The sequence below is a fragment of the Methanobacterium paludis genome, assembly GCF_000214725.1.
Taxonomy (GTDB): Archaea; Methanobacteriota; Methanobacteria; order Methanobacteriales; family Methanobacteriaceae; genus Methanobacterium_C; species Methanobacterium_C paludis.
The window spans coordinates 282,517-306,399 of record NC_015574.1; the positions used below are offsets into that span (position 1 = coordinate 282,517).

The 23,883-nt window shown below is 35.3% G+C and carries 20 protein-coding genes and 1 pseudogene; 11 read left to right on the forward strand and 10 right to left on the reverse strand.

The features are described from left to right. Positions 1 to 26: 26 nt before the first annotated feature. The 3 genes from MSWAN_RS01270 (at position 27) to MSWAN_RS01280 (ending at position 1,798) form a co-directional block, all read left to right on the forward strand. Positions 27 to 539: a CDP-alcohol phosphatidyltransferase family protein gene (locus tag MSWAN_RS01270; RefSeq protein WP_013824798.1), complete on the forward strand. Its 513-nt coding sequence runs from the start codon at positions 27 to 29 to the stop codon at positions 537 to 539. 181 nt (positions 540 to 720) lie between these two features. Continuing rightward, positions 721 to 1,431, forward strand: a complete 711-nt coding sequence (locus MSWAN_RS01275; RefSeq protein WP_013824799.1) for an MBL fold metallo-hydrolase — start codon at positions 721 to 723, stop codon at positions 1,429 to 1,431. Next, complete coding sequence (locus tag MSWAN_RS01280; RefSeq protein ID WP_048187799.1) at positions 1,400 to 1,798, forward strand: hypothetical protein; 399 nt, start codon at positions 1,400 to 1,402, stop codon at positions 1,796 to 1,798. Before MSWAN_RS01275 ends, MSWAN_RS01280 begins: the two co-directional genes overlap by 32 nt. Before the next feature lie 95 nt (positions 1,799 to 1,893). On the opposite strand, the gene MSWAN_RS01285 is transcribed toward MSWAN_RS01280, so the two are convergent. The 3 genes from MSWAN_RS01285 to MSWAN_RS01295 all read right to left on the reverse strand — a co-directional run bounded on the left by MSWAN_RS01285 (position 1,894) and on the right by MSWAN_RS01295 (position 4,514). Beyond that, positions 1,894 to 3,333 (reverse strand): DHA2 family efflux MFS transporter permease subunit, encoded by a 1,440-nt coding sequence (locus MSWAN_RS01285; protein WP_013824801.1) that lies wholly within the window; start codon positions 3,331 to 3,333, stop codon positions 1,894 to 1,896. Positions 3,334 to 3,389: 56 nt separating this feature from the next. Further along, positions 3,390 to 3,839: a MarR family winged helix-turn-helix transcriptional regulator gene (locus MSWAN_RS12155; RefSeq protein ID WP_013824802.1), complete on the reverse strand. Its 450-nt coding sequence runs from the start codon at positions 3,837 to 3,839 to the stop codon at positions 3,390 to 3,392. Between the two features lie 321 nt (positions 3,840 to 4,160). Beyond that, positions 4,161 to 4,514, reverse strand: coding sequence for a hypothetical protein (locus tag MSWAN_RS01295; protein WP_013824803.1), 354 nt, complete (start codon positions 4,512 to 4,514; stop codon positions 4,161 to 4,163). Between the two features lie 302 nt (positions 4,515 to 4,816). Here MSWAN_RS01295 and MSWAN_RS01300 point away from each other — a divergent pair, with 302 nt between their 5' ends. The 3 genes from MSWAN_RS01300 to MSWAN_RS01310 all read left to right on the forward strand — a co-directional run bounded on the left by MSWAN_RS01300 (position 4,817) and on the right by MSWAN_RS01310 (position 6,702). Continuing rightward, positions 4,817 to 5,302: a TIGR00288 family NYN domain-containing protein gene (locus MSWAN_RS01300; RefSeq protein WP_013824804.1), complete on the forward strand. Its 486-nt coding sequence runs from the start codon at positions 4,817 to 4,819 to the stop codon at positions 5,300 to 5,302. 175 nt (positions 5,303 to 5,477) lie between these two features. After that, the gene (locus tag MSWAN_RS01305) at positions 5,478 to 5,939 is read left to right on the forward strand and encodes an AraC family transcriptional regulator (RefSeq protein WP_013824805.1); all 462 of its coding nucleotides are present in this window, start codon (positions 5,478 to 5,480) and stop codon (positions 5,937 to 5,939) included. Positions 5,940 to 6,234: 295 nt separating this feature from the next. Then, on the forward strand, positions 6,235 to 6,702 hold the full coding sequence (locus tag MSWAN_RS01310) for a GyrI-like domain-containing protein (protein ID WP_013824806.1): 468 nt from the start codon (positions 6,235 to 6,237) through the stop codon (positions 6,700 to 6,702). Between the two features lie 81 nt (positions 6,703 to 6,783). Here MSWAN_RS01310 and MSWAN_RS01315 read toward each other — a convergent pair whose 3' ends face one another. The 3 genes from MSWAN_RS01315 to MSWAN_RS01325 are packed head-to-tail and all read right to left on the reverse strand — an operon-like array spanning position 6,784 to position 8,659. Further along, positions 6,784 to 7,107, reverse strand: coding sequence for a DUF5400 domain-containing protein (locus MSWAN_RS01315; RefSeq protein ID WP_013824807.1), 324 nt, complete (start codon positions 7,105 to 7,107; stop codon positions 6,784 to 6,786). A gap of 48 nt (positions 7,108 to 7,155) precedes the next feature. Further along, entirely contained in the window at positions 7,156 to 7,977 is an 822-nt protein-coding gene (locus tag MSWAN_RS01320) for a DsrE family protein (RefSeq protein ID WP_048187801.1), read from the reverse strand. A 1-nt stretch (position 7,978) separates the two neighbouring features. Continuing rightward, positions 7,979 to 8,659 (reverse strand): DUF169 domain-containing protein, encoded by a 681-nt coding sequence (locus MSWAN_RS01325; RefSeq protein ID WP_013824809.1) that lies wholly within the window; start codon positions 8,657 to 8,659, stop codon positions 7,979 to 7,981. A 224-nt stretch (positions 8,660 to 8,883) separates the two neighbouring features. Here MSWAN_RS01325 and MSWAN_RS01330 point away from each other — a divergent pair, with 224 nt between their 5' ends. Further along, positions 8,884 to 10,515 (forward strand): GAF domain-containing protein, encoded by a 1,632-nt coding sequence (locus MSWAN_RS01330; protein WP_013824810.1) that lies wholly within the window; start codon positions 8,884 to 8,886, stop codon positions 10,513 to 10,515. Between the two features lie 66 nt (positions 10,516 to 10,581). Here MSWAN_RS01330 and MSWAN_RS01335 read toward each other — a convergent pair whose 3' ends face one another. From MSWAN_RS01335 to MSWAN_RS01350, 4 genes are all read right to left on the reverse strand, one after another. Next, a complete protein-coding gene (locus MSWAN_RS01335) occupies positions 10,582 to 11,091 on the reverse strand; it encodes a tetratricopeptide repeat protein (protein ID WP_013824811.1) in 510 nt (169 codons plus the stop codon). 273 nt (positions 11,092 to 11,364) lie between these two features. Continuing rightward, positions 11,365 to 12,510 carry an O-phospho-L-seryl-tRNA:Cys-tRNA synthase gene (gene pscS, locus MSWAN_RS01340; protein WP_013824812.1) on the reverse strand — a complete coding sequence of 382 codons (1,146 nt, stop codon included), beginning with the start codon at positions 12,508 to 12,510 and terminating at the stop codon, positions 11,365 to 11,367. Positions 12,511 to 12,895: 385 nt separating this feature from the next. Beyond that, the gene (locus MSWAN_RS01345) at positions 12,896 to 14,605 is read right to left on the reverse strand and encodes a glycosyltransferase family 39 protein (protein ID WP_013824813.1); all 1,710 of its coding nucleotides are present in this window, start codon (positions 14,603 to 14,605) and stop codon (positions 12,896 to 12,898) included. A 214-nt stretch (positions 14,606 to 14,819) separates the two neighbouring features. Next, the gene (locus tag MSWAN_RS01350) at positions 14,820 to 15,836 is read right to left on the reverse strand and encodes a phosphorylating glyceraldehyde-3-phosphate dehydrogenase (protein WP_013824814.1); all 1,017 of its coding nucleotides are present in this window, start codon (positions 15,834 to 15,836) and stop codon (positions 14,820 to 14,822) included. Positions 15,837 to 15,974: 138 nt separating this feature from the next. Here MSWAN_RS01350 and MSWAN_RS01355 point away from each other — a divergent pair, with 138 nt between their 5' ends. The 4 genes and pseudogenes from MSWAN_RS01355 to MSWAN_RS01365 all read left to right on the forward strand — a co-directional run bounded on the left by MSWAN_RS01355 (position 15,975) and on the right by MSWAN_RS01365 (position 23,866). Then, positions 15,975 to 17,189 (forward strand): tyrosine-type recombinase/integrase, encoded by a 1,215-nt coding sequence (locus MSWAN_RS01355; protein ID WP_013824815.1) that lies wholly within the window; start codon positions 15,975 to 15,977, stop codon positions 17,187 to 17,189. A gap of 316 nt (positions 17,190 to 17,505) precedes the next feature. Continuing rightward, on the forward strand, positions 17,506 to 17,964 hold the full coding sequence (locus MSWAN_RS01360) for a right-handed parallel beta-helix repeat-containing protein (RefSeq protein WP_013824816.1): 459 nt from the start codon (positions 17,506 to 17,508) through the stop codon (positions 17,962 to 17,964). A gap of 13 nt (positions 17,965 to 17,977) precedes the next feature. Next, positions 17,978 to 18,097: pseudogene (locus tag MSWAN_RS13170) on the forward strand (hypothetical protein); the annotation flags it as partial. 15 nt (positions 18,098 to 18,112) lie between these two features. Beyond that, a complete protein-coding gene (locus MSWAN_RS01365) occupies positions 18,113 to 23,866 on the forward strand; it encodes a beta strand repeat-containing protein (protein WP_013824817.1) in 5,754 nt (1,917 codons plus the stop codon). Positions 23,867 to 23,883: the final 17 nt, after the last annotated feature.

Sequence of the window (23,883 nt, forward strand, 5' to 3'; positions counted from 1 at the left end):
GGAATCACACTTTTTTGGAGAAAGAAATGTTTAATAAATCATTCATTCCATCGGGGATAACTTCCCTTAGGTTAATAGCAGCTCCCATATTTTTTTACACGATTTTAAGTGAACTATATCTATTTTCCTTAATGGTATTTGTTTTTGCATGTGCTACAGATTTGTTGGATGGTTATATTGCCAGAAGAACCGATTCAACTTCGAATATAGGGGCATATCTGGACGTAACAGCTGATTTCATTTTGATAGTTGTATGTTTTCTGGCTTATATTATCATTGGCTGGTACGACCCTTTGATTCTTGTACTCATCACCATGATGTTCGCACTTTTTGTTGTCACATCTGGCCTTAAAACACCGGTTTATGATCCTGTAGGTAAATATTTAGGGGCTTTTCTTATGTTAACGATCCTTTTGTCACTTTTATTTCCTGAACAGGTCTTAAGACAACTTTTAATAATACTACTCGCATTGTTCTCACTGGCATCGATAATAAGTCGTTTATTCATCTTTTTGCGCAGATATAATGCTTCTAGCTAAATTATAGGATCTGATGCTCAAGTTATTTCAATACAGATGAGTAAGAAATGAAGTTTGAGGGTTTTATTTTCTTGATAAAAATAGTTAAGATCTCAGCTAAAATAAAAAGAAAATAGATTAAGTGGATCTTTCTTAGTTTTGATAATTAGAACTAATATTATGTTCATCAGGTGAATTTAAAATGAAAAAATGGATTACCCATGGCAACCACACGATTTCTCAGGTTTTAGAAGGTAGAAGCAACTCTTTTTTAATTTCAAAAGGAAACATCCATGTTCTTGTTGATACAGGCAGAATAAACTCGTGGAAAAACCTTGAAGAAAAACTCGACTGCATACTTGAAGGGGACAGGTTATCGGCACTGGTACTGACCCACACCCACTTTGACCACGTTGAAAATGCTGCAAAAATAAAAGAAAAATACAACCCTAAAATAATTACCCACAAAAGTGAGGCAGAATATTTAGGACGTGGAAATACTCCACTACCTGCGGGCACCAATTTCATCACCAGATTCATCATGAACTTGGGAAAGAGAATGCAGTTGAATTACAACTATGAATCTGTTGCCTGTGATATTATGGTGGATGAAAAATATGATCTAAATCCCCTGGGAATTAATGCGTACATCATCTATACTCCAGGTCATTCTCCGGGATCTATAAGTGTTATAGTTGATGATGAAATAGCCATTGTGGGTGATGCCATGTTTGGAGTTTTCGGAGGGTCTGTATTTCCTCCATTTGCCGATGATATAAAGGTGATGGTTGATAGCTGGGATAAACTTCTAAAAACAGGTTCTCAACTTTTCATACCAGGACATGGGCAAGAAAGGAGCAGAAAGTTACTGCAGAATCAATTTGACAGATATAAAGAAAGAAATGGGTTCTAATATTACTCGATCTTACATTTTAAATCTTTATCTATCAAAAATGTCTTCTGTTTTAAACAATATATTACAGTACATGGTTGAATACGATGCATCGGCTATCCTCCTTGGAACGATAGGGGGAATGGTCTTTTCTGTGGCCGCAGCATTTTTAGGGTTCTCAGGACCTGGAATTTTAACTTCAAACGTCATATCAGGGTTCACAGCTTCATGTACTACTAAAGGAAAGGGTAAATACATCATAAATGGGGGTGTGAGTGGAATCACATCAAGTCTGGCCATGTTGGTAGCAGGATTTTTATTACAGGGCACACCAGCGGGGTTCAGCAACTGGAACACATGGGGTCTGTTTTCTTTGGGACTTCTATAGGTGGTGCAGGATTTGTTCTGGGAATATTAGGGGCTTATTTTGGCAACTGGTTTTCAAAATAATGTTTTTAAGTAAAGTGGATATCGAAAATTTCTTTATTTTATTTTTTTATACGATAAAACAGCCCCTACAAAACATAAAATACCGCTTATGTACATTATGTTTCCACATATTCCCTCAAGAATACCGGCACCCGCCTGCGCTACGTTTCCAGAGTATCCTGTTGCAAATAAGAATACAGAAAGAAGGAGAGTTCCCATTGCAGTACCCAGAGCCAGTCCAAAGCTCTGTGTGGTAACGGTTATACTCGATGCAAGGGCACTCCTTTCAGGTGGAAGTGCCCCCATGATGTCCAGATTGTTAGGGCCTTGAAATATGGAACGGCAGAGTCCTGCAACTACAAAGGTTGTAAGTAACAGAATAAAGTTGGCTTTGGTGAATGCATAGCCGCAGACAATGTATGCAATGCCCATAACTGCAACTCCAATCATGGCATAATTTCCCACAATCCATACATTTTTTTTGAGTTTCAGACTGTCATAAATCCTCCCACTTACAGGTGAGCTTATCATCATAGCCAGGGGCATTACAGAGGCAACAAGTCCAACCTTTGCTGGAGAAAAGTTCATAACGCCCTCGAAGTAGAATGGCTGTATAAGTACTAGGATGAATGTGGAGGTGAAGTAAAGAAGGAGACTGATATTTGGCAGGGTGAAACTCCAAATTTTGAAGATGGAAATATCAAGAAACGGTTTTTGAATTCTTATTTCCCGTAATATAAAGGCTAAAAATGTCAATGCACATACAGCAGAGTAAAATGCAACCGAAGACAGGTTAAGAGGTGCATTGGAAATTTCATTTAAAACCATGAAGAAAGTTGTAATGGAAATAATAAAGAGTATAGCACCGAGATAATCCTCATATCTTGCTTTGTTTTCATACTCCTCTATTTTCAGGTATTTGAAGGCAGGTATGAGAAGGGCGATGCCGATTGGCAGGTTCACAAAGAAAATGTAAGCCCATCCCATGGTGTCAATTATGAAACCTCCGATTGTTGGTCCCATTAACATTCCAAAGCCTATTATGGCGGTAAAGTATCCCATAACCCTTCCTCTCTCATAGGATGGGAAAATTTGCATGAGAATTGCCAGGTTGATGCTTAAAACCATGGATCCTCCCAGAGCCTGCACAATTCTGAATATTATGAGTTCTGTTAGGGATGTTGAAAGTCCGCAGGCAAGGGAACTTACTGTAAACACAGAAAAGCCGATTATGAAAAGCCGGGATTTTCCAGTATAATCTGATAGTTTGGCAAATATTAAAGGCGTTACAGTGGCTGTAACCTGATAACCTGTGATCACCCACTGGGAAAGTCCAACAGGAACGTTGTAAAAACTGGTTATGGTTGGAAGAGCAACGTTTACTATGTTTGTGTTAAGAACCGCCATGAACATGGCAGTCAGAACGATTATCAATATTTTGAAACGATTATTGAATGATTGTTTTGCAATGTCACTTCTAAAAGTATCTACCATTTTCTGCCTCTATTTAATTAGCATTTGTGATTTTTTAATATTTGAAAAGTTAACTATCAAGATAACTCATGAAGTATCTCTTTAAAACATTCTACAAGACAATCCAGGGATTTCTTATCCATTTTTTCCAGTGCACTGTAAAAGAAGATGTCTTTGGATTCTGTTCTTATGTTTTTAACAAGTTCTTGGCCTTTAACTGTGAGTTTAACTCTGTTTATCCTTAAGTCATCTTTATCCTTGATTTTATCCACAAAACCCTTCTTTTCAAGCCTTTTTATTCTTTCTGATAATGTATGGGGTGCGTTACCAATTTCGGCCGCCATATCACCTATGGTGGGTGCCGAGCCCTTATTTAAACCCATTAATTCCAGATCATTCAGTTCTATCAGTAAATGGAACTGTTCCAAGGTTAGATCATATTTTCGGGCAGTTTCATGATGTTTTAAGTGTATGGTTTTGTTTAAAAGATTCCAGTATTCAACAGCTTCTTTTACCTGTTTGTTCATGCGATCACAAACCTGAATTTATATCGTTATATGATTATATCGTGATATGATATAAATTTATTGCAAACTTTATCATCCAATTTTAGAAACTGTTTGTATAACCTGTTTAAAAAAAGATTAATTTTATTTAATAGCTGGACATTGAAAGTGGACATAAATCTCACAGTAAAAACTATAACAATCTCAATTAAAATTATAAAAAAGATTTAAGGATCGTAATTTTGGAAAACCAACTAAAATCACTATTATTTTATGATTTTAATAATTTTATAGTTCTTATAAAAAAATATATTGAAAATTGAGTTAAGAATTAGGCTTGAGTTAAGAATTAGGCTTTAACGTAACGATTCCACGATATGCAGATGTGCTTTCAGATCCAGCAATGTTTCCATTTTTTGTAACCAGTTCTACGGTTAAATTTCCATTGCCATTATTCTGTAAAGAAACTGTAACAGCACCTGGAGTTTGTCCTAGATTATACGTAGCGTTTCCATTTCCACTTATATTCTGAGTTCCATTACTATCAGCAAGGGTACCATTCCATGAATTATTAGAAATAACTTGCAGCGTCAAACCGGAAGTCTGATTAGATGTAGTGTTGTTGTAGTTGGTACATCCAGAAACAAGAACTACTAAAACAAGAATACCCACGCCAACGATTGAAATTTTTTTCATTTAACCACCATCTCTGGTTTGGAATCATCAAAATCGTAAATTTCATATTATTATATATACTTCATAAAAGATAAATCTTTCATGTTAAAAATTTAAAGTATAGATCAAGGGATTTATGTACAAAAAAAAGGGGTTAGATTAAGACCAAATTTGGGTGTAATTTAGGTATATAAGGGTTAGATTAAGATTAGATTTGGGTGTAATTTAGGCATAGATACTTATTGATTATTAGTTATAAAGCACATCAAGACGTTAGAATAAATTTAATGTATTGAATATAATCCCCTTTGGAGACAAAAAAAATGGAGAAATTAGCTGTATTTAAGGATTACATCTCACTTATTAAAGAAAGTTCGCATGTTAAAAATGTTGGTTTATTGGTAGATGGGCCTAACATGCTCCGAAAAGAATTTAACTCTAATCTTGATGTAGTAAGAAAAATAATAGAGCAATACGGTAATATAAAAGTTGCGAAGGTTTTCCTGAATCAGTACGCTTCAAATAAACTCATAGAAGCAGTATCTAATGAGGGATTCTCACCCATGATCGTGGCTGGGGAAACGGATGTTCATATGGCAATAGAAGCTTTTGAACTCATTCACAATCCTAATGTTGATATAGTTGCCCTTATGACGCGAAATACTGAATTTTTCCCCCTGGTAAACATTGCCAAGGAGCACGGGAAAAAAACCATTGTGATTGGAGCAGAACCATTCAGTGTAGCCCTGAAAAACTCTGCAGACAGTACTATAATTCTTAGGACACATCAACCACCTTGTATTACATGAAATAGTTTAAATAACTTTTTTAACCTCTTTTTTACATTAATCTTTATTAGTTTTGAAACTATTTCTGTTTTTCTTAAAAAACCTTTAAATTTAAATTCCAATCAAATCATTGAGTTTCTTACTAACAACAATAATTAATAGCAATAGAGAACTTAGTAACTGTGGAGGAATCGTTATGGAAGTGAAGGAAAAAAGGATCGACGAAATGAAGGTAGCTTATGTACCGTATACTGGTAGTTACGATAGGATTCCTGAGTATATGCAGGAAGTAGGGCAGTTAGTAATGGAGAAAGGCCTTGAAATGACAGGTACTGTCTATGGGACTTACTTCAACAGCCCTGAAGATGTGCCAGAGGAACAGCTGCAGTACGAGATAGGATTTTCATTTAATGGTGATGCCCAGCAGGAAGGTAAATTAGGAGTTAAGGAAATACCAGAACATACAGTCCTGGCAGCAGTGCACAAGGGACCTTATACTCAGGTAGGGCCTGTTATTCAGGGTATAGTTGAGTATGCCGTTAAAAATGGCTATGATATTGTGGGACCTGTCACTGAAGTCTATCTCAACGATCCAAGTTTAGTTTCAGAAAGTGAATTGCTCACTGAAGTACGTTTACCAGTAATTAAAATGAGTTAAGATTTTTTTATATAAGTTTTCTTTAAACTACCTTTTATTTTTTTAATGTTTCTTAAAAGATTCGTTTATCCTTTTTATAGATCTACAGATTTCTAGTCAAATTATCCATGCTACTTCTAATTTAATAAGTGATCTAGAAACTCTGGTGATCAAATAAATTAAAGATATATACCAATCCATGATAACGAGATGAAATTGAAAGATAGACATCTGATTAAAAAATTAATTATAATTAAATAACCAAAATTAATACTATAAAACCAAAGCAAATTTTTTTTATTTAGGAGGTTGAAATGTGGAAATCGAGCTTAAAGACGTTAGAAAGAAGCAAGTTGCCTATATTTTCCACGTAGGGTCTATTGAGGAGTTAAGTGATTTAATGGGTGAAGTTGTAGGATGGGTAATGTCTGAAGGCCTTCAAATTACAGGACCACCCTACGGAATATATTACTCTGTTCCATCAGAAACACCACCTGAACAAATGAAATATGAGGTAGGAATACCATTTATAGGTGAGGTAAAGCCCGAAGGTAAGGTGAAAGTAAAAAAAATCCCAGATCAAACGGTTTTATCAGTAGTACATAGGGGACCTTACCATGAGGTAGGACCAACGTACGCGGCTTTGATGGACCATGTTATGAAGGAAGGTTATGAGGTGGTGGGTGCACCAGTGGAGATATACCTTAACAGTCCAATGGAATTCCCTGAAATCGAACTTATGACAGAGATACAATTTCCTGTTGTTAAAAAAGAGAGTTGTTAATTGGAAAGGATAGTTAGATACAAATTAATTGGATCTATAATGATGGCGAAAATTAAAAATAAAGTATAAAAAAAGATAAATTTAAAGTACCGACGCAATGGCAAGTACAGGTAGCATAGCCATGAGAGCCAGATGAGGGGCATATGCGGGGGATGTCTGGAAGTTGTACTTCAAGGTTGTCCAGGTCTGTGTAAATCCTGTGAGAGCTGCAAGAACCTGAAGTATTGCCGCCGCATAAACAACCCAGTTACCCATTACAATACCTGCAAGGGTGGCAATAAATGCAAGGATCATCACAACAAAGTGTGGTGCCAGGCGCATGCCCAGCATTCTGAAGGTTATAAATCCGCTGGTTAAACCACTGAAGAGTATTGCCAGTATCATTACTTGATATATGATTTCCATCTTTTTCACCTATTTTTTCTATTTTAAACTATTTTTACTTGTTTCATCTTAAAAGTTTACAACTGCATAGCTGGGGTCGCTTAAGAGAGTGATGTATGTGGCAGCTCCTGCAAGTTTGGCACCTTCCACAAGGTCTGTCTGTTTTATACCTCTGAAATTCGCACTGAGCTCACATACGTACATCTGAGCACCTTTTTGGATGGTTTCTGCCATAACTTGGTCTAACCTATCAAAAGAAGGGTGTTTTACTGTTTTTGCATTACCTCTTCTGGCTATGCTTACCCCATCCATTAAAAGGAATATTGTCACTTCTTTACCCATGCTTAAGGCAGCCTTTGCAAATATAAATGTAGCATAAGCCCGCTCTGCATTGCCTGTGCCGTTGCTCTGTACAACCAGCACTTTGTCCCTATCAACTGCTGCAGTTGAAGTGGGTTTCTTTTCAATCCGTTCTATTACCACGTAATCTTTACCATTTTCTGTGCCCTGATCTAGGACTTTACCTCCCATACCAGGTATTGCAACTGCAATATCCTCAACAGCTTCACTGCTTTTACTTGCAACTTTTAAACGTTCTCCAATGACCATGGATCTGAGTTTATCTCCTACCAGCATAATGGGTCCGGGACAAGTCTCTCCAGTAACATCCAATTCTTTAACTTCTGCTTTTGTCAATCTAACCACAACCTCCTTTTCGGAGTTCTCCACTTCGAATGTAAACCCATACTTCTTTGCAACACGTTCAAGGCCATTATCTGATCCTTTGCTTAACATTAGTATGAATTCGTCATCTTCACTATTTTTTATAATGTTTTCTGCCAGTATTGCTGAGTTAGGGGCTTTGATACCATGGGCTTTAACTACCTTCATACTATCCCCATTTTTCCTTAAATGTCCTGAGTGCATCTACTATCTCTTCAAGATTTTCTGGTGGTATTCCCATGATAACTTCACCATCTGCTATGCCAGCATTTTTACGGGAACCATTGCATCCTAGGGTCATGTTGGCCACGCCACGTTCTTTTACTGCAACAACAGCATCGGCACACACAGATTGTAATCCAGAATAATCACTTGAAACCCTACCTCCCTTGAGGTGCAGGGATGCCTGTGTGATCCTCAAAGCCTGCTTTGGTGTAAGAACAAGAACAACCACATCTGGTTCAAATTTTGCAGATTCTAAAGGTGAATAAATGGAAGCATAGTGCTCTTTACTAGATTTTGGTATGTCGTTAACAGTTTCAAGGGCACCTTCAGCAGTTTTGAAGTTTCCCAGTTTATGGTACATGCTGCCGTTTGCAACGCTTTCAGGCAGTGTTCCTATTCCCATCACGCCGGCTCCGCCTTTACAAAGATGTTCTTTGGAAGTTGCGTAACCCTCATCTCCTTTGAGTCTTGCATTTTGAACGAATTCGCAATGTCTTTTCTTTTCTGGCATCTTACTGTAACCTGCAGGTAATTCATCTGCGTTTTTTATGAGTTTCACGGCCACAGGACTTCCTTTTAGTTTTAACAATTCATCTAATTCCTTTACTATTTTTTCGTAGTTCATGTTTGATTCCTCCCGGAAATTACAACTCACTCAATTTATACTTTATAGTATAACTATACTGTATAGTATAACTATTACTATATAAAGTTTGTCATGATCATGGGAAAATATCTATTCATATATGGATTATTTTCTAAAAAACTAAGTTCACAATCTTTGGTGCGCAATATTTATATGGGTAGATGGGTTATACTATACAGTATAAAAAGTGGAGTATGGAAAATATGGAAGAGTTATCCAACACAGAAAGACTGATTGTATCGTATATCAGGTCTCATGCGCCTGAAGATTGTATGCTGGACAAGATAACCAGAGGTACAAGCAGGAGCAGAGCTACAGTGCTTAAATATCTGGAAATATTGAATGTAAAAGGAGTACTGGACTATAAATTTGTGGGTCGCAGTAAATTATGGTTTTTGAGCCCAAAGTCAAAAATAGAAGAGGTTATAAGTGAATCTTCCATGCGGGATGTGCAGGAAAATGCAAGTGAACTTGTAACGGTGGCATCAAAACTGCATACTTTGATGTCCAGGGAGTTAAGTCTTAGAAAATCAATTGACAGCCCTGACACAATAGTGTTCACAATCAACACCTACATGGATGTGGTGGCCACCAACGACACCTTTGACACATTTTTCCCGGGGAAAAGAAATCTGCATGAGATGGTGAGACGTGAACAGGTAATTATGCTTGAAAATGCACTTCACTCTTTAAGTAACAACACGGTAACTATTGAAATAGATTTAATGGAAAAAAATGGTGTATACAGACCGTATAAACTATCATTACAGTCCATTGTAGACAAGGGTAATGATACTGTAGGTACTGCCATTATAGGGGAAGAACTTTCCCAATCCCGGCGCAACAAACGCGAGCTGGAAACGCTATTATTCATAGCTAGGGCTGCAGGTTCGGCCCAGAATGAGAAACAGCTTATGAAAGATGCAGTAAAAGGAATTAATGATTTAATTTCATGCAAACACTGTGCAATAATTTTGAAGGATGGTAAAATGATACGCTCTGCTTATCATACGAAGGATCTATTAAGAAATGATATCCTACCTTCATTCATTAAGGGATTTGCAGAAAAAAGTATGAATGCACTTGAAACAGAAACTGCAGGCGATGGTGATTATTATCTTGAAACAGTTAAATCTGAACTGGGAGACAATTCAATTGCTATGATGGTTTCTGTCCCAATTATAGATGAAGATTCTGCAATGGGGGCCATACTCCTTTTAACCACGTCTAAACATGTCAGCTCCGTCAGTATCGAGAACGTGGAAATGGCAGCAGATGAACTTTCAGGTTACTTTAAAATGCAGAGGCTGAGAAATGAGAAAGAAGAATTTGTTAACACATTAATAGCCATGAATAAAGTTTCTGGAGTCATCAATTCTACCACAGCCGAGGATGAAATGCTTGAAAATGCGGTAACTTCCACCATAAACTCATTGGGGTTTGAAATGGGTTGCGTATATCTTAATGATGATAAAGAAGAGCTTGCATTAAGGGTGCACAAGAACCTTCCCGAAAATCTCAAAAAAATGTGCATGGCTGGCATGTTCAATGAACTTTTCAGTAAAACACTTGAAAAAAAGAACCTGGTTTACATTACATCAGAATCAGCAGAATATGATTCACTTGAACCGGTAATCAGGGCAAGCGATATAAAAACACTTTTAATACTGCCTATAAAAAGTGGAAAAAAGATAATTGGGCTTTTGAATATGGCCAGTCATCAGATAAAGACCTACAATAAAATAAGTCTTGAAAATCTCAGCTCAATAGGTCTGCAGTTGGGTATAGCACTTGAAAGGTCAAGGCTGGCGATTAAGCTAAAAAACAAGGGTTAAAACCTTTGTTATTGAGTGTCTATTCTGAAAAGTTTATTTAGTTAAGTTGAAAGTCTCATTTTAAATCTAAATTTCACTCTCCAACTGTTTCAGTGTGATTTTTAGGGCTGTTCTAGCATGTTCAAAGTCAGGATATATTTCTAGAGATTTTTCAAAACATTTAAATGCGTTATGGGGAGTTTTAATTTCTAGAAAGGCAAGTCCCATGTTGTACCATGTTTCATGGTCTTCTGAATTTATTCTTATGGCTTCTGCGTAGCATAACAATTCTTCTTGATGTTTTCCAATTTTTCCAAAGGCAATCCCCATGTTATTCAATGCAGAAGAATGATCCGGGTCTATTTCCAGAACCTTATCGTAACAGGCTATCGCTTCATGGTACTTTCCAAGTACTCCAAAATCAATTCCTTTAATGTACCATTTATCGGCTTTTTTGTGGTTAGTAGGTTTGAAATATTCAGAGGTTTCCGTATTTTCTTTAATCATCTCTGTATTTTCTTCAAATTTCTCAAAATTTGATTTAAATAGCATTAATTCATCATTTTCGCTTTTTTTAAACCTATCAAATAGTCCCATTTAAACACCTCTTGAGTCGGTTAAAATTCTCATTGGAAATTATTTTAATAATATTTATATTAAAAGTAATACTATTTATCTTTAACTTGTATCCCATTGCATAAAATAAAATTTTAAATGAGAAATTTTTATAAAATTCGGTTTTAAGCTATTAACGGGGAATAGAGAATTAAAAAATAGTAAAATCTAAAAAATAGTAAACGTAATAGTTTATTTTTTGTAAAAAAGTTTATAAATGCATTTATTTTGGATTTATAAACTTATTTAATGTTCTTAAATTAATTCTCCATATTTATCCACAATTTCAACAAAAGAATCAGCAATATAATCCCTCTGTTCTTCGGTGAAACCGTATACACTGCATTTGAACCATTTTGTTTGACCACGCTTTATACCCACAATATGCCTCTTTTTAAGTTCTTCGTAGAGGAAGAATCCTCGACGTGGGTGTTTTTCAGCTATTTTATCAAAAACAGGGGTTTCAAACCTGACAAGGTCGTGTTCTTTTGGTTTTACACCAATCTGCTCAACACCTTCAATTTTTTCCATTTTATCAACGAATTGTCTTGTTTTTTGAACTTCTTCGTCCCAGTGTTTAACACGTTCAGCCACAAATGGAAGTGAGGCCATTAAGGTTGCAACTGGTGCACCACGGCTCGTGCATCCTAACATCTCAAGCTCCTTTACAGCGTGCATCCCTGACTTTCTAAGCACAATATCTGCCCATTCATCCTTCAAACCCAGTACTCCAATTGGACCTGAAGCTGCCATACTTTTGTGTCCACTTCCAACCACAAAATCAGCGTTGAGAGCCTTAGCATCTATAGGCATTCTGCCCATGGAGTATGCGCAGTTTAAAAGTAGTGGAACACCGGTGTTATGGGCACATTTTGCAACTGCCTGAGCATCTGTTAAATTTCCATAGTTACCGTCCACGTGGGTTAAAAGTACTAAGCTGACATCTTCTCCTTGGTCTGCAAGATCATCGAGAACCTTCTTGTAGCCTTCAGGATCTATTCGGTAGTCAGGATGTCCGCTGTTTGGAACTTCAACCATGTTAAGGTCGCAGCGCTCTGCAGCAACGTGGGTTGTGTAATGTGCGTTCCCATCAACGACTATGGTATCTCCAGGCTTACAAAGAGCGTGCATAACTGCAAATTTGCCTTCACGAGCTCCGTGAACTGTCCTTGCATGGTCCGTGTTTATGAACTGGGCCAGATCATCCAGAAAACCATGTATCGGGGGTTTTGATATTTCATCCAGGCGGCCTGCGCAGTAGTCACAGACGCTGTAACCATCTGAAAACTCATAAAGAGCTTTTCTAGCTTCAGTGGTGAGCACACCTCCTCTTTGGAGAGGGTTTAGGTTAAGATTCTTCCTTTCAGTATTTCTTGTGAGTCCATAGTCATGACATTCCATATGTTTCACCTTTGTAAATGTTTCAGCAAGTTAAATGTTGATAATTCGTAATTTTACAATACCTATTTACTTATTTTCAATTCTTTATCTAACTTATTTTACAATATTTTTACTTTATTTTGATCTATTTCTTTTTTATATTAAATCCTTACACTATTGGGAATTTTAATGAGAATAAGTAGAGGATATCTGATTCATTTAACATTCAAATTAAAAAAATTTGATGGTGACAAAAATACTCAAAATACAAAATGAGATAAGCACTAAATCATTTCATCTTTTAATATTTTCCAGGTGCTCAAGTTCAAATAAATCCAATAAAGAAAATGATTCAAGTACTGCCTTAAATTGCATTTGAAATGTAAATACTTTGAAACTTTATTTGTTATGTTTGGGATGTTTTGAATATGAAGTTGTTGATTTTAACATTCATATCTGTGCCGTTAATATCTGAATAGTAGATTTTAAGTCCGTTTGGAAGATTTATGACTTTTAAACCTATTTTAGATTGTACTTCCTTGAAAAACTCGGATTTGTCACTCATTATCCATACAATCCTTTTTATAGATGAGTTAACTGGAATTACAACTGTTTCATTTTCAAAACCAGAAATTTGATCGTTTTTTTCGTAGAATACCGAGACATTTGAGGTCATCTTGGCACTTTTAAACTGAGAATTCTCATAATCCAAGAAATAATAATTATCGGAAGCAGGCAGATAATAACTGGATTTTCTCCAGCTGAAGCCCTGATCTTCACGGGTAATGTCTCTTACAACTACCATGGTACTTCCTGGATCTGAATTAGACAGTTCTAAAATGGTTTGGATATGCATCTCTGTATTTTTGTCGTTTTTATATATCTTTTCGTAGTTGTACATTGCTAACATATCAATTCCCAGTTCAATCTTCTGCGATTCATTCATCTGACTTACAGGGGTTTCCCAAGTTTCTTCACTGTTGAAATGGTAAGGATAAAGGAAGTATACACCGTTTAAAATGATGGTGATAATTAACAGGCAACCCAAAATGGATTTTGGAGAAACACTGAACTTTCGACTCAAATCTGAAGAAAGGAAATTGAAGGCATATCCTGCAATAATCAGTAGGGCAGGCAGATACGTCAGAATGTATCCCGGTTTTGAAAGTGGGATGAAAATCTGGAAAAGGAGTTCCGGCAAGATCCAGAGTAATAAAATCATGAAGATAGGATTTTTAACCATTTCAAAGTTTAGAATTGTTTTCCATTTTTTTAAGAGGAAAAATACAAGAATTATGGCTGTAACAAACCCAACTCCAAGTATTAACCATGAAAGGAGAGCAGTATCCATTAAGATATGGGTTGTGGGGGCTGCTCCAAAGAACGCAGAAGTTGTTTTGAAGGACGCGGCGAAATGTCCAGAAGATACCATATAAGATTTTAAACCACCTGCAAAAAGAACTGTGGGTACGGCCCATAGCATTATTGAAACGATAAAAATGATAAAAGATGTAGATAACCTTCTAATATCTTTAAAGTGATGGTGAAGGCAGTAGAGCCATAAAGGCAGCATGAAGATTATGAGCTCCTGTCTGAATCCTCCTGCAATACCTAGGGTCAGTGCTGAGATGTAGATGAATCTAGTTTTACCCCTCAAGATCTGGTAAGATGTGTAAACTATCAACACGGCTAAAAAAGATTCTACAGGATATATAGTGGCAATTTCACCGTAAAACCAGAATATTGGGCTAAAAATTAGAAGTAAAGTGCTGATAATGGCTATTTTTTGTGATAACATCTGTTTTGCAAGAAAGTACACAAGCAAAACAGTTAAAATACTGAAAATTATACTTATAAACACCATTGTGGTGTTAGGGTCGTGAAATATACTATTTACGACTTTTCCAAGATATACATAGAGTATGTATCCTGGAGACTGTGGCTGCTGCATTGCAATGTCATATTTATTAAATGACAGTGCAAAGTTTACAGAATCCCACTCAAATAGATATTTACTTACAAAGGGTACTCGAGTTACAACAGTTAAAATGGTTAGAAAAATTGCTATCAACAAATTAGAATATCCAGTTTTGTGCTCGTTAAGGTGATAGTTCATTTTTTATACCTGATGATTAACCCTGATTTGATCTAACAATTCGTTTGCTAGATCAATGCATTAAATGTTTCGAATTGTTAATGAAAAATTTAGTAGGATTACTGATATAGATAACTTAAGGTTACGTGATTAACAGTTTATCCATGCAGTTGTATAATACAGTGAGATTAGTGATTTATAAAAAAAATAGGATTTTAGGGAAGATCAAAGGATATTATCCTTTTATTCCCATGGCTTTATTTGTTTTTGCAATGGATTTGGCCGGATCCTCTTCAATTTCCAGCATTGCCCTTATTGCATCCACGTTTTCAGGTACAACATCCGATTCCTGATGAACTGCCTGCATGTAGTAGAGTTCCCCGTCTACAACATTTATTGACTCTTTCCACACTGCTATTTCGAATAGGTCGCTTCTTGGCCTTCCAAGGTCTTTTGCATACTCCATTATCTGAGCTGTTGAACCTAAACCCTTTGAAGCTTCTACAAGAATAACCCTCGGGGTATTTTCTAACTTGTCAATCACATCGTCGGCACTTACCGAATTTTCAAGTTCAACCATGAGGTTGTGCTGGTGCATAAGTGTTGTTGGAACAAGTAATGCCATGGTTGTTATGTTGAGGCCGTTCATAACAGTTTGCACGTCTGGGCCGTGGTGTGATGGCACAGTTGGCGGGTTAGGAACTATTGCATTTATTGGACCTTTTTTGACCTGTGCCGGGTCTGCTCCACGTCTCACCATAACTGCTCTGACTTTTTTTATTCCTGCAAGGTCGTTTATTGGTTTCAGGGTTCTACAAAGGCCTGTGGTGTTGCAGGACACTACCCTGACGTAGTCTGCTCCAATTGAATCCTTGAAGTTGGCGAATGAGTTGAATGATTTACCTATCTGGTCGTGTTTTTCCCCGCCCTGGAATGTGGATTTTATTCCAAGTTTTTTGTAGATTTCCATGTTCTTTGCACCGATACCTTCAGGGGTGGCGTCAACTATAACATCCACTTTATCGTAGAAATCTTCGATTGTACCGCTTATTTTGATACCCGCCTCTTCAAACAGTTCTTCCCTTTCAGGAACGCTAATGTAAAGGGGGTAACCTTTTTCAACAGCCATCTTTGACTCGAAGTCAGGTGTACGCTTGGTGACCCCTGCAAGTTTCATGTCATCCTGGGCAGCAACTGCATCTGCAACTCTTTTACCTATGGTACCGTATCCGTTTATTCCAACAGCTTTCATAAATTAACCTCCATTATCCCTTATTGTGCATATATAATTGTTATTAGTTACTCGCACGTATATATAAAATTCTCAAATGCTCTCTGACTCTGGTTATATATATGTGCCTCTAACATTTAAAAAAGGGGCGGTAAGTCCATGGATGAAAAAGATAAAATATTACTCAAAAACTGGTTTATAAAGGAAAATTATAGTGAAACAACCCAAATAATGTATAAACACTCATTAGAACTGTACAGTACTCTCTTAAAAAAGACAATTACAGAACTATTCAATGAGGCTGACGTGGAAGAGGAATCAAATATAAGACTCAAAAAAAGGAAATACCAAGGATATATTTTACAATTCAAAGAACATCTTAAAAATTTAGGCAAATCCAAAAATACAATGAATTTATACATTTCAGCCATACTTTCATTTTATAATTCAAATGATATACTCCCTCCAAAAATCAATCTTCCTGGAGGAGATATTGGACTTGAAAAAAATTATGGCAGATTAATCACTAAAAAAGAGATTAAACAATTAATAGATGTTTCAAGCACAAGAGACACTGCAATAATATATACTATGGCATTATCTGGTATGAGCCAAAATGAAATTAGAAACTTGACAATTAAAAAGTTTATAAAATCTGCAGGAAATGCAATAAAACAGGAAATAAACAGTTTAAATGAATTATTTAAACATGAGGAAGAGCTTATTAAAGACACAGTTATAACTCTTGAAATTACTCGGCAGAAAGTTAATTATTGTTATCATACATTCATACCTCCAGAAGCCACAAAAGCAATTATTGTTTATCTCCGTGAACGTTGTAACCATCGTGATAAACGAATACATCCTAAAGGAATTAGTGATTCATTATTTGTTGTGAATAAGGGTCCATTTATGGGAGAACAAATAACGGCTGCAGCAATTACAGGATTATATCAAGGTTGTGGGAAAAGATCAGGATTTAAACATGAAGATGGTTCATATAGAGTCTGGAGGAGTCATGGGATGCGAAAATATTTTATGTCAACAATTATTAACAAAACCCATAATCATGAGCTTGCAAATTACCTTGTAGGTCATACCATATCTGCAACTGAGAGAGCCTACTGGTTTGCAGATCCCAAAGAACTAAAAAAAGAGTATTTGAAAGTTTTACCCTATCTTTCCCTGGATGGTGCGGAGGTTAAGGATGTTAAAACTGAAGAACTGAAAAAATATGAAACAGCTATGGAGGAGTTTGAAGAGATGAAACGAGAAATGGAAGATTATAAAGAGTTTGCACCATTGATAAAGGTTTTCGTTGAAGATGAAGAGATTCAGAAACGTGTTGAAAAGCGTTTGAATGAAAAAAATTAGAGTTGAACCTTATACAAACATCTTCATTTTTTAAAAAAATAAAATTTTTTATATAAATATTTCTTCTATTTTCATAATAGCGTCATATTAATAATTTATAAATTAAATAGATTATTGTGGATCGTTGTGCATAGTTTTACAAGTCTTTAAATCTTGTTAATACTAAATGGAACTCATTCTGGCGGAAAATAATTAGTTATTAATGGTTTTTAGGCGCTGAAACAGTTGGAAACTTCTTTTTTGTTATTTAAAATTTTCTATTTGTTAAATTTAGTAAAATTTATTAATATGGTATGATAATACCGGCTGTTAAAGGATGATGATTAAATTGGCAAGAAACCATAAAATTATAACTTATATGCTGCCTTTAATTGGTCTATTATTTGCTTTTTCGTTTTGCATGGGCCCTGTAGCAGCTGCAGATAACGTAACAAATAACAGTTCAACAAACTCCACAAATTGGTACGTTTATTCCAACCAAACAATACAAGATGCTGTAAATAACGCAGCTCCTGGTGATACCATAATTGTGAATGAAGGAACCTACAACGAAAACGTTATTTTAGATAAAACAGACTTAACTGTTAAAACTAATGGTAACGTTACTGTTCAGGCTGCTAATCCATCTCAACCGTGTTTTACTCTAAATTCTAATGCTACTAATGCTGTGATAGAAGGATTCACAATAATAGGTTCTAACAATGCAGGTATCTACTTAAATAATACTTCAAATTGTTTATTCAAATTGTTTAATTTCAGAAAACACAATATCTGATAATAATAATGGTATTTATCTTGCCTTATCTTCGAATATTACAATAATTGGGAATAATATAATAGATAACAATAACGATGGTGTTTACATTTACTATTCTTCAGCTAACATCAATTTCAATAGGATCATTGAAAATACTGTTTATGGGTTGTATGATTCAGATAATAATACTGTAAATGCTATAAACAATTGGTGGGGTACTAATAATCCGGTGGTATCTTCAACGGGTCCAAGTGATATCTATGCAGCGACTGTTAATTATGATCCGTGGCTGGTTTTGAATGTGAGCTCTGCGGATTATATTGATGGTACATCTGATGTTACAGCAGATTTAACCCATAACAACCAGGGCAATAACACCTCATCATCAGGCAACCTTCCGGATGGCATACCTATAAATTTCAACACAACTTTCGGAACCATAACAACCACCACATACACAAACAAAGGAAAAACCACATCAAAACTTGATTCCAACAACACAAATGGTGTAGCTAATGTTTCTGTGACTCTGGATAATCAAACTGTTTCTAGCACAGTTGCTTTGATGGGAATATACGATATCACAACTCAAAAAGGTTTCACAAGTTTACAAGATGCCATAAATGATATTAGTACATTAAATGGGGATATTATAACAGTGGGAAACGGCACTTACACGGAGAATGTTGTAATTGATAAAATGTTAACTATAACAGTAATTGCTGGAGATAATGTAACTGTTCAGGCAGCAGACCCTAATACTCCCGTTTTCACAATAACAAGTACAGGTAATGGTTCAACAATACAAGGATTTAACATCATTGGAGGTTCTGAAGATATTTATCTAGATTCCACTAATAATTGTACCATCACTGAAAACATAATATCCAATGCTAATGATAACGGTATCTATCTAGATTCGTCTTCCAACAACACGATTTCAGGAAACAATATAACAAATAACTGTAATTATGGAATTTACTTGGATAATTCCCCTGCAAACACACTTCAAAACAATACAATTACAAATAATTGGTATGGAATTTATTTGGATAATTCCTCTGTAAACATACTTCAAAACAATACAGTTACTGATGGTGGTTATGGAATTTATTTGGATAATTCTCCTGAAAACATACTTCAAAATAATGTGATTGCGGATAATTGGGATAATGATTTTGATGTTTCTGGAGATGATACATCTGATTATGTCCAAAATATTGATACCAGTAACAATGTGAATGGAAATCCTATTTACTATCTTGTAGGAGAGAATGGCTTAGTATTTGATGGGATATCCATGGGATATTTAACATTAGTCTCTTGTGATAATATAACTGTTAATAATGTTAGCATTACAAGTAGTGGCCAAATTTTGTTTGTAGATACTACAAATTCAACATTTTCAAACTGTGAAAATAATTATGGTAATGATATTTATCTCTGGAATTCTTCAAGTAACATATTTTCAGGAAATTGGGATGGTGCAATTTCACTTTTGAATTCTTCAAATAATGTATTTTCAGCAAATACTATAAATGGCCAGGTTTACCTTGAATCATCTAATAACAACATGATTATGGGGAACAGTATCTATTATAGGGGTGGTGGACCTGTATGTAGTGTAGTTTTAAGTAGTACTGTTAATGCAAATTCCATTAGCAATGCCATTAACACCGCAAGTAATGGTGCTATATACCTCGAATCGTCTAATAACAATACAATTTCAGAAAATTACGTTAATGGAATTACTCTTGTGAATTCTTCAAATAACACAATCACAGAAAACAACATATCTGGTTGTGAAAATGGAATTTACTTAGAAAACTCCACAAACAACATGATCACAGGAAATAATATAACAAATACATATAACTACGGTATTTATATTGATAACTCCCCTGAAAACACATTACAAAATAACACACTCACAGATAATTGGGATTACAATTTTGGTATATCTGGTGATGATGTCTCCGATTACATCCAGAATATTGACACAAGTAACACTATAAATGGAAATCCTATTTATTACATTGTAGGGCAGAATGGATTAGTACTTGATGGAGTAACTATGGGGTATCTAGCATTAATCTCATGCAACAATGTAACCGTAGAAAATATTTTAAACACAGACGACATGGTTTCACTCACCGAAAATGATTATGGTATCCTAATTGTAAATACCATTAATTCAACAATTCAAAATTGTAATATAACTAACAATGATGAAGGCATTTACTTTTATAATTCCTCAAATGATGTATTACTTGAAAATAACCTTAACAACTGCGGGATTGTTATCTACAATTCAAGTAGTATTACTCTAAATAGTAATATAATTTCAAGTACTAATGAGGGCGTTTCCATCGAAAATTCAAGTAATATTATTATAGACAATGATACATTTTCTGATATCTGTAATGGTATTGAAATTTATGACTCAAGCAATATTATTATAGACAATGATACATTTTCTGATATCTGTAATGGTATTGAAATTTATGACTCAAGTAGTGTTAATATATATTATAATGCATTTTCTAATGATTATGGAAGTATTGGAATTTATCTTTTTAATTCAAACAACAATATAATTTCAAAAAATAATATTACAGGATTTTATACAGGGATTGATCTAGAAACTTCTTCCAATAATACCATTAACGAGAACCAAATAGTAAATTCTCATGGTTATGCAATTTATTTTGGTGATGGAATTTATCTTGACAATTCCGATAACAATACTATCTCTGGAAACTACATTACAAATGGCATTAATGGAATTGATTTAGAATCATCAAATAATGACACAATCACAGGGAATAATGTTACAAATAACTACGTTGGAACAATATACTATGATTGTATGAATATAACTGGTGGTAATGGAATTTCAGTAAATGGAAATAATGTAACCATTTCAGGGAATACTGTGACCGATAATGGCAGTAATGAGAATTTCAGCTACAATGGGGATAATATAACTAGTGGTAATGGAATTTCAGTAAATGGAGATAATGCAACTATTTCAGGGAATACTGTGACAGATAATGGTGCTAATACAATTATTCATGGATGGTACACGAATTATAACGGTGGTAATGGAATTTCAGTAAATGGGGATAATGCAACTATTTCAGGGAATACTGTGACTGGCAACGGTGTTAATTCAACTATTACAGGAATATATGATACAAATGATAATAATGGTAATGGAATTTCAGTAAATGGGGATAATGCAACTATTTCTGGAAATGCTGTGACTGGTAATGGTGTTAATGTGGGAGTTTCGTCTTTACAAAGTCCTGTGACTGAAAGTATTGGTAATGGAATTCTGGTAAATAGTTGTAATGCATTTGTTTCTGAAAATATTGTGACTGATCAAATTACAGGAATACTAATTAATGCAGACAATACAACTATTTCAGAAAACACTGTAACTAATGATATAGGCATTGGAATACTAATTAACGGGAATAATATAACTATTTCTGGAAATACTGTTTCTGGTAATGATGTTGGAATTGATATAATTGGAAATAATTCCATTATTAAAGATGGTAATATCATCCATGACAATAATGAAGATGGACTTTATGTACAAGGCGATAATGCACAAGTCTTGCAAAATTCCATTTACAACAATGGTAACAATGGGATTAACCTATCCGGAATTGATTCAACCATTTCAGGAAACACAGTTAATAATAATGGAGGTTATGGAATTGACACAGCTGGTGATAATTTAACTCTGTCCTGGAATACTGTGACCGATAATAATTGCGCAGGAATAGTAGTAAATAGTGATGTTGCAACTGTTTCAGACAACAATGTAACGAATAATGGACTTCATGGAATTAACGGATGGAGTTGGGATGGAATTGATGTAACAGGAGAAAATACATTTACTTTTGAAAATACTGTGACAGGTAACGGTGGTATGGGTTTAGTTGTTGATGGTGATGGTGTGAATGTTTGCGAAAATATCGTGAATGACAATAACAATAATGGAGTCATAATTAATGGTGCTAATGTGACTGTTTCTGGGAATACTGCATCCGGTAATAATGGTTATGGAATTGATGTAACCGGAAACGATGCCATCATCACAAGCGATAATAGTATCCATGACAACAAAGGAAAAGGCCTCTACGTTCGAGGAGGTAACATAAACATTATAGGATTTACTATTTACAACAATACTGGTTCTGGAATTGACATAGCAGGTGCTAATTTAACTGTTTCTGGGAACACTGTGACCAACAATGGCGGATATGGGATAATAGTTAATGGTAACGCTCCTACCATTTCAGGAAACATCGTAACTGGAAATGGTGGTACTGGAGTATCAGTTACCGGTGCTAACGCAACCGTTTCTGGAAATACCGCATCAAATAATAATGGTGATGGAATTGACGTAACTGGTAATGATGCGATCATCACAAGTGATAATAATATCCATGACAACAAAGGAAAAGGCCTCTACGTGCGTGGAAATAACATAACTATAGCTGGATTTAACATTTACAATAATACTGGTTCTGGAATTGACATAGCAGGTGCTAATTTAACTGTTTCTGGGAACACTGTGACTAACAATGGAGGATATGGAGTAATAGTTAATGGTAATGCCCCTACCATTTTAGAAAACATCGTAACTGGAAATGGTGGTACTGGAGTATCAGTTACCGGTGCTAACGCAACCGTTTCTGGAAATACTGCATCAAATAATAATGGTGATGGAATTGATGTAACAGGAGGAAATACACTTACTTCTGGGAATACGGTGACTGGTAACGGTGGTATGGGTTTAGTTGTTAATGGTGATGGTGTGAATGTTAGCGAAAATATCGTGAATGACAATAACGGCAAAGGAATAACAATTAATGGTGTTAATGCAACTGTTTCTGGGAATACTGTATCAGGTAATAGTGGTGATGGAATTGATGTAAATGGTAATGATGCGATCATCACAAGTGACAATAATATCCATGACAACAAAGGAAAAGGTCTCTACGTGCGTGGAAATAACATAACCATCAGTGGACTTAATATTTACAATAATGGTAATTCTGGAATTGATATAGCAGGTGCTAATTTAACTGTTACAGGGAATACAGTGATGAATAATGGTGATAAGGCAATATATTCCAGCATGTATGATCTTACTTATGATGGGTTTGGTATTCTAGTGTCAGGTGATAATGCAATTGTTACTGGAAACACTGTTACAGGTAATGGTAATAATGTGAGTGCATCCAGCTTTTTTAATGTGAATGGTATCGGTGGTTCTGGAATAGTAGTTAATGGTAATGGTGCTACTGTTTCTGGAAATATCGTAACTGATAACGGAGACGATACAACAATATCTGACTTTGAGGGAAGTTATGCGGGTGGTAATGGTATTGTTGTGTCAGGTGACAGTGCAAATGTTTTTGGAAACACAGTGACTGGTAATGGAAATAATTTAACAAGACATTCTGCATATGGTGGGAATTCTGCAGGTGGTAATGGTATTTCAGTGTCAGGCACTAATGCTAATATTTATGGAAATACTGTGACTGATAATGGGGATGAAGCTTCCTTATCTTCATTTTTTGGCATAGCCAATAATGATGGTAATGGTATTGTTGTGTCAGGTGATAATATGAGAGCTTATAATAATATTGTGACTGGTAACGGTGGTGACGGAATTTCTGTAACTGGAAATAATGCGAACATTACAAGTGACAATATTATCCATGATAATGGTAGAAATGGGCTTTATATATGTGGAAATAACATAAACCTCACGGGATTTGACATCTATAATAATAATGGAAATGGTCTTTACGTGCGCGGAAATAACATAATTCTCAGCGGACTTAATATTTACAATAATGGTAATTCTGGAATTGATATAGCGGTGCCAATTTAACCATTTCAGGGAATACT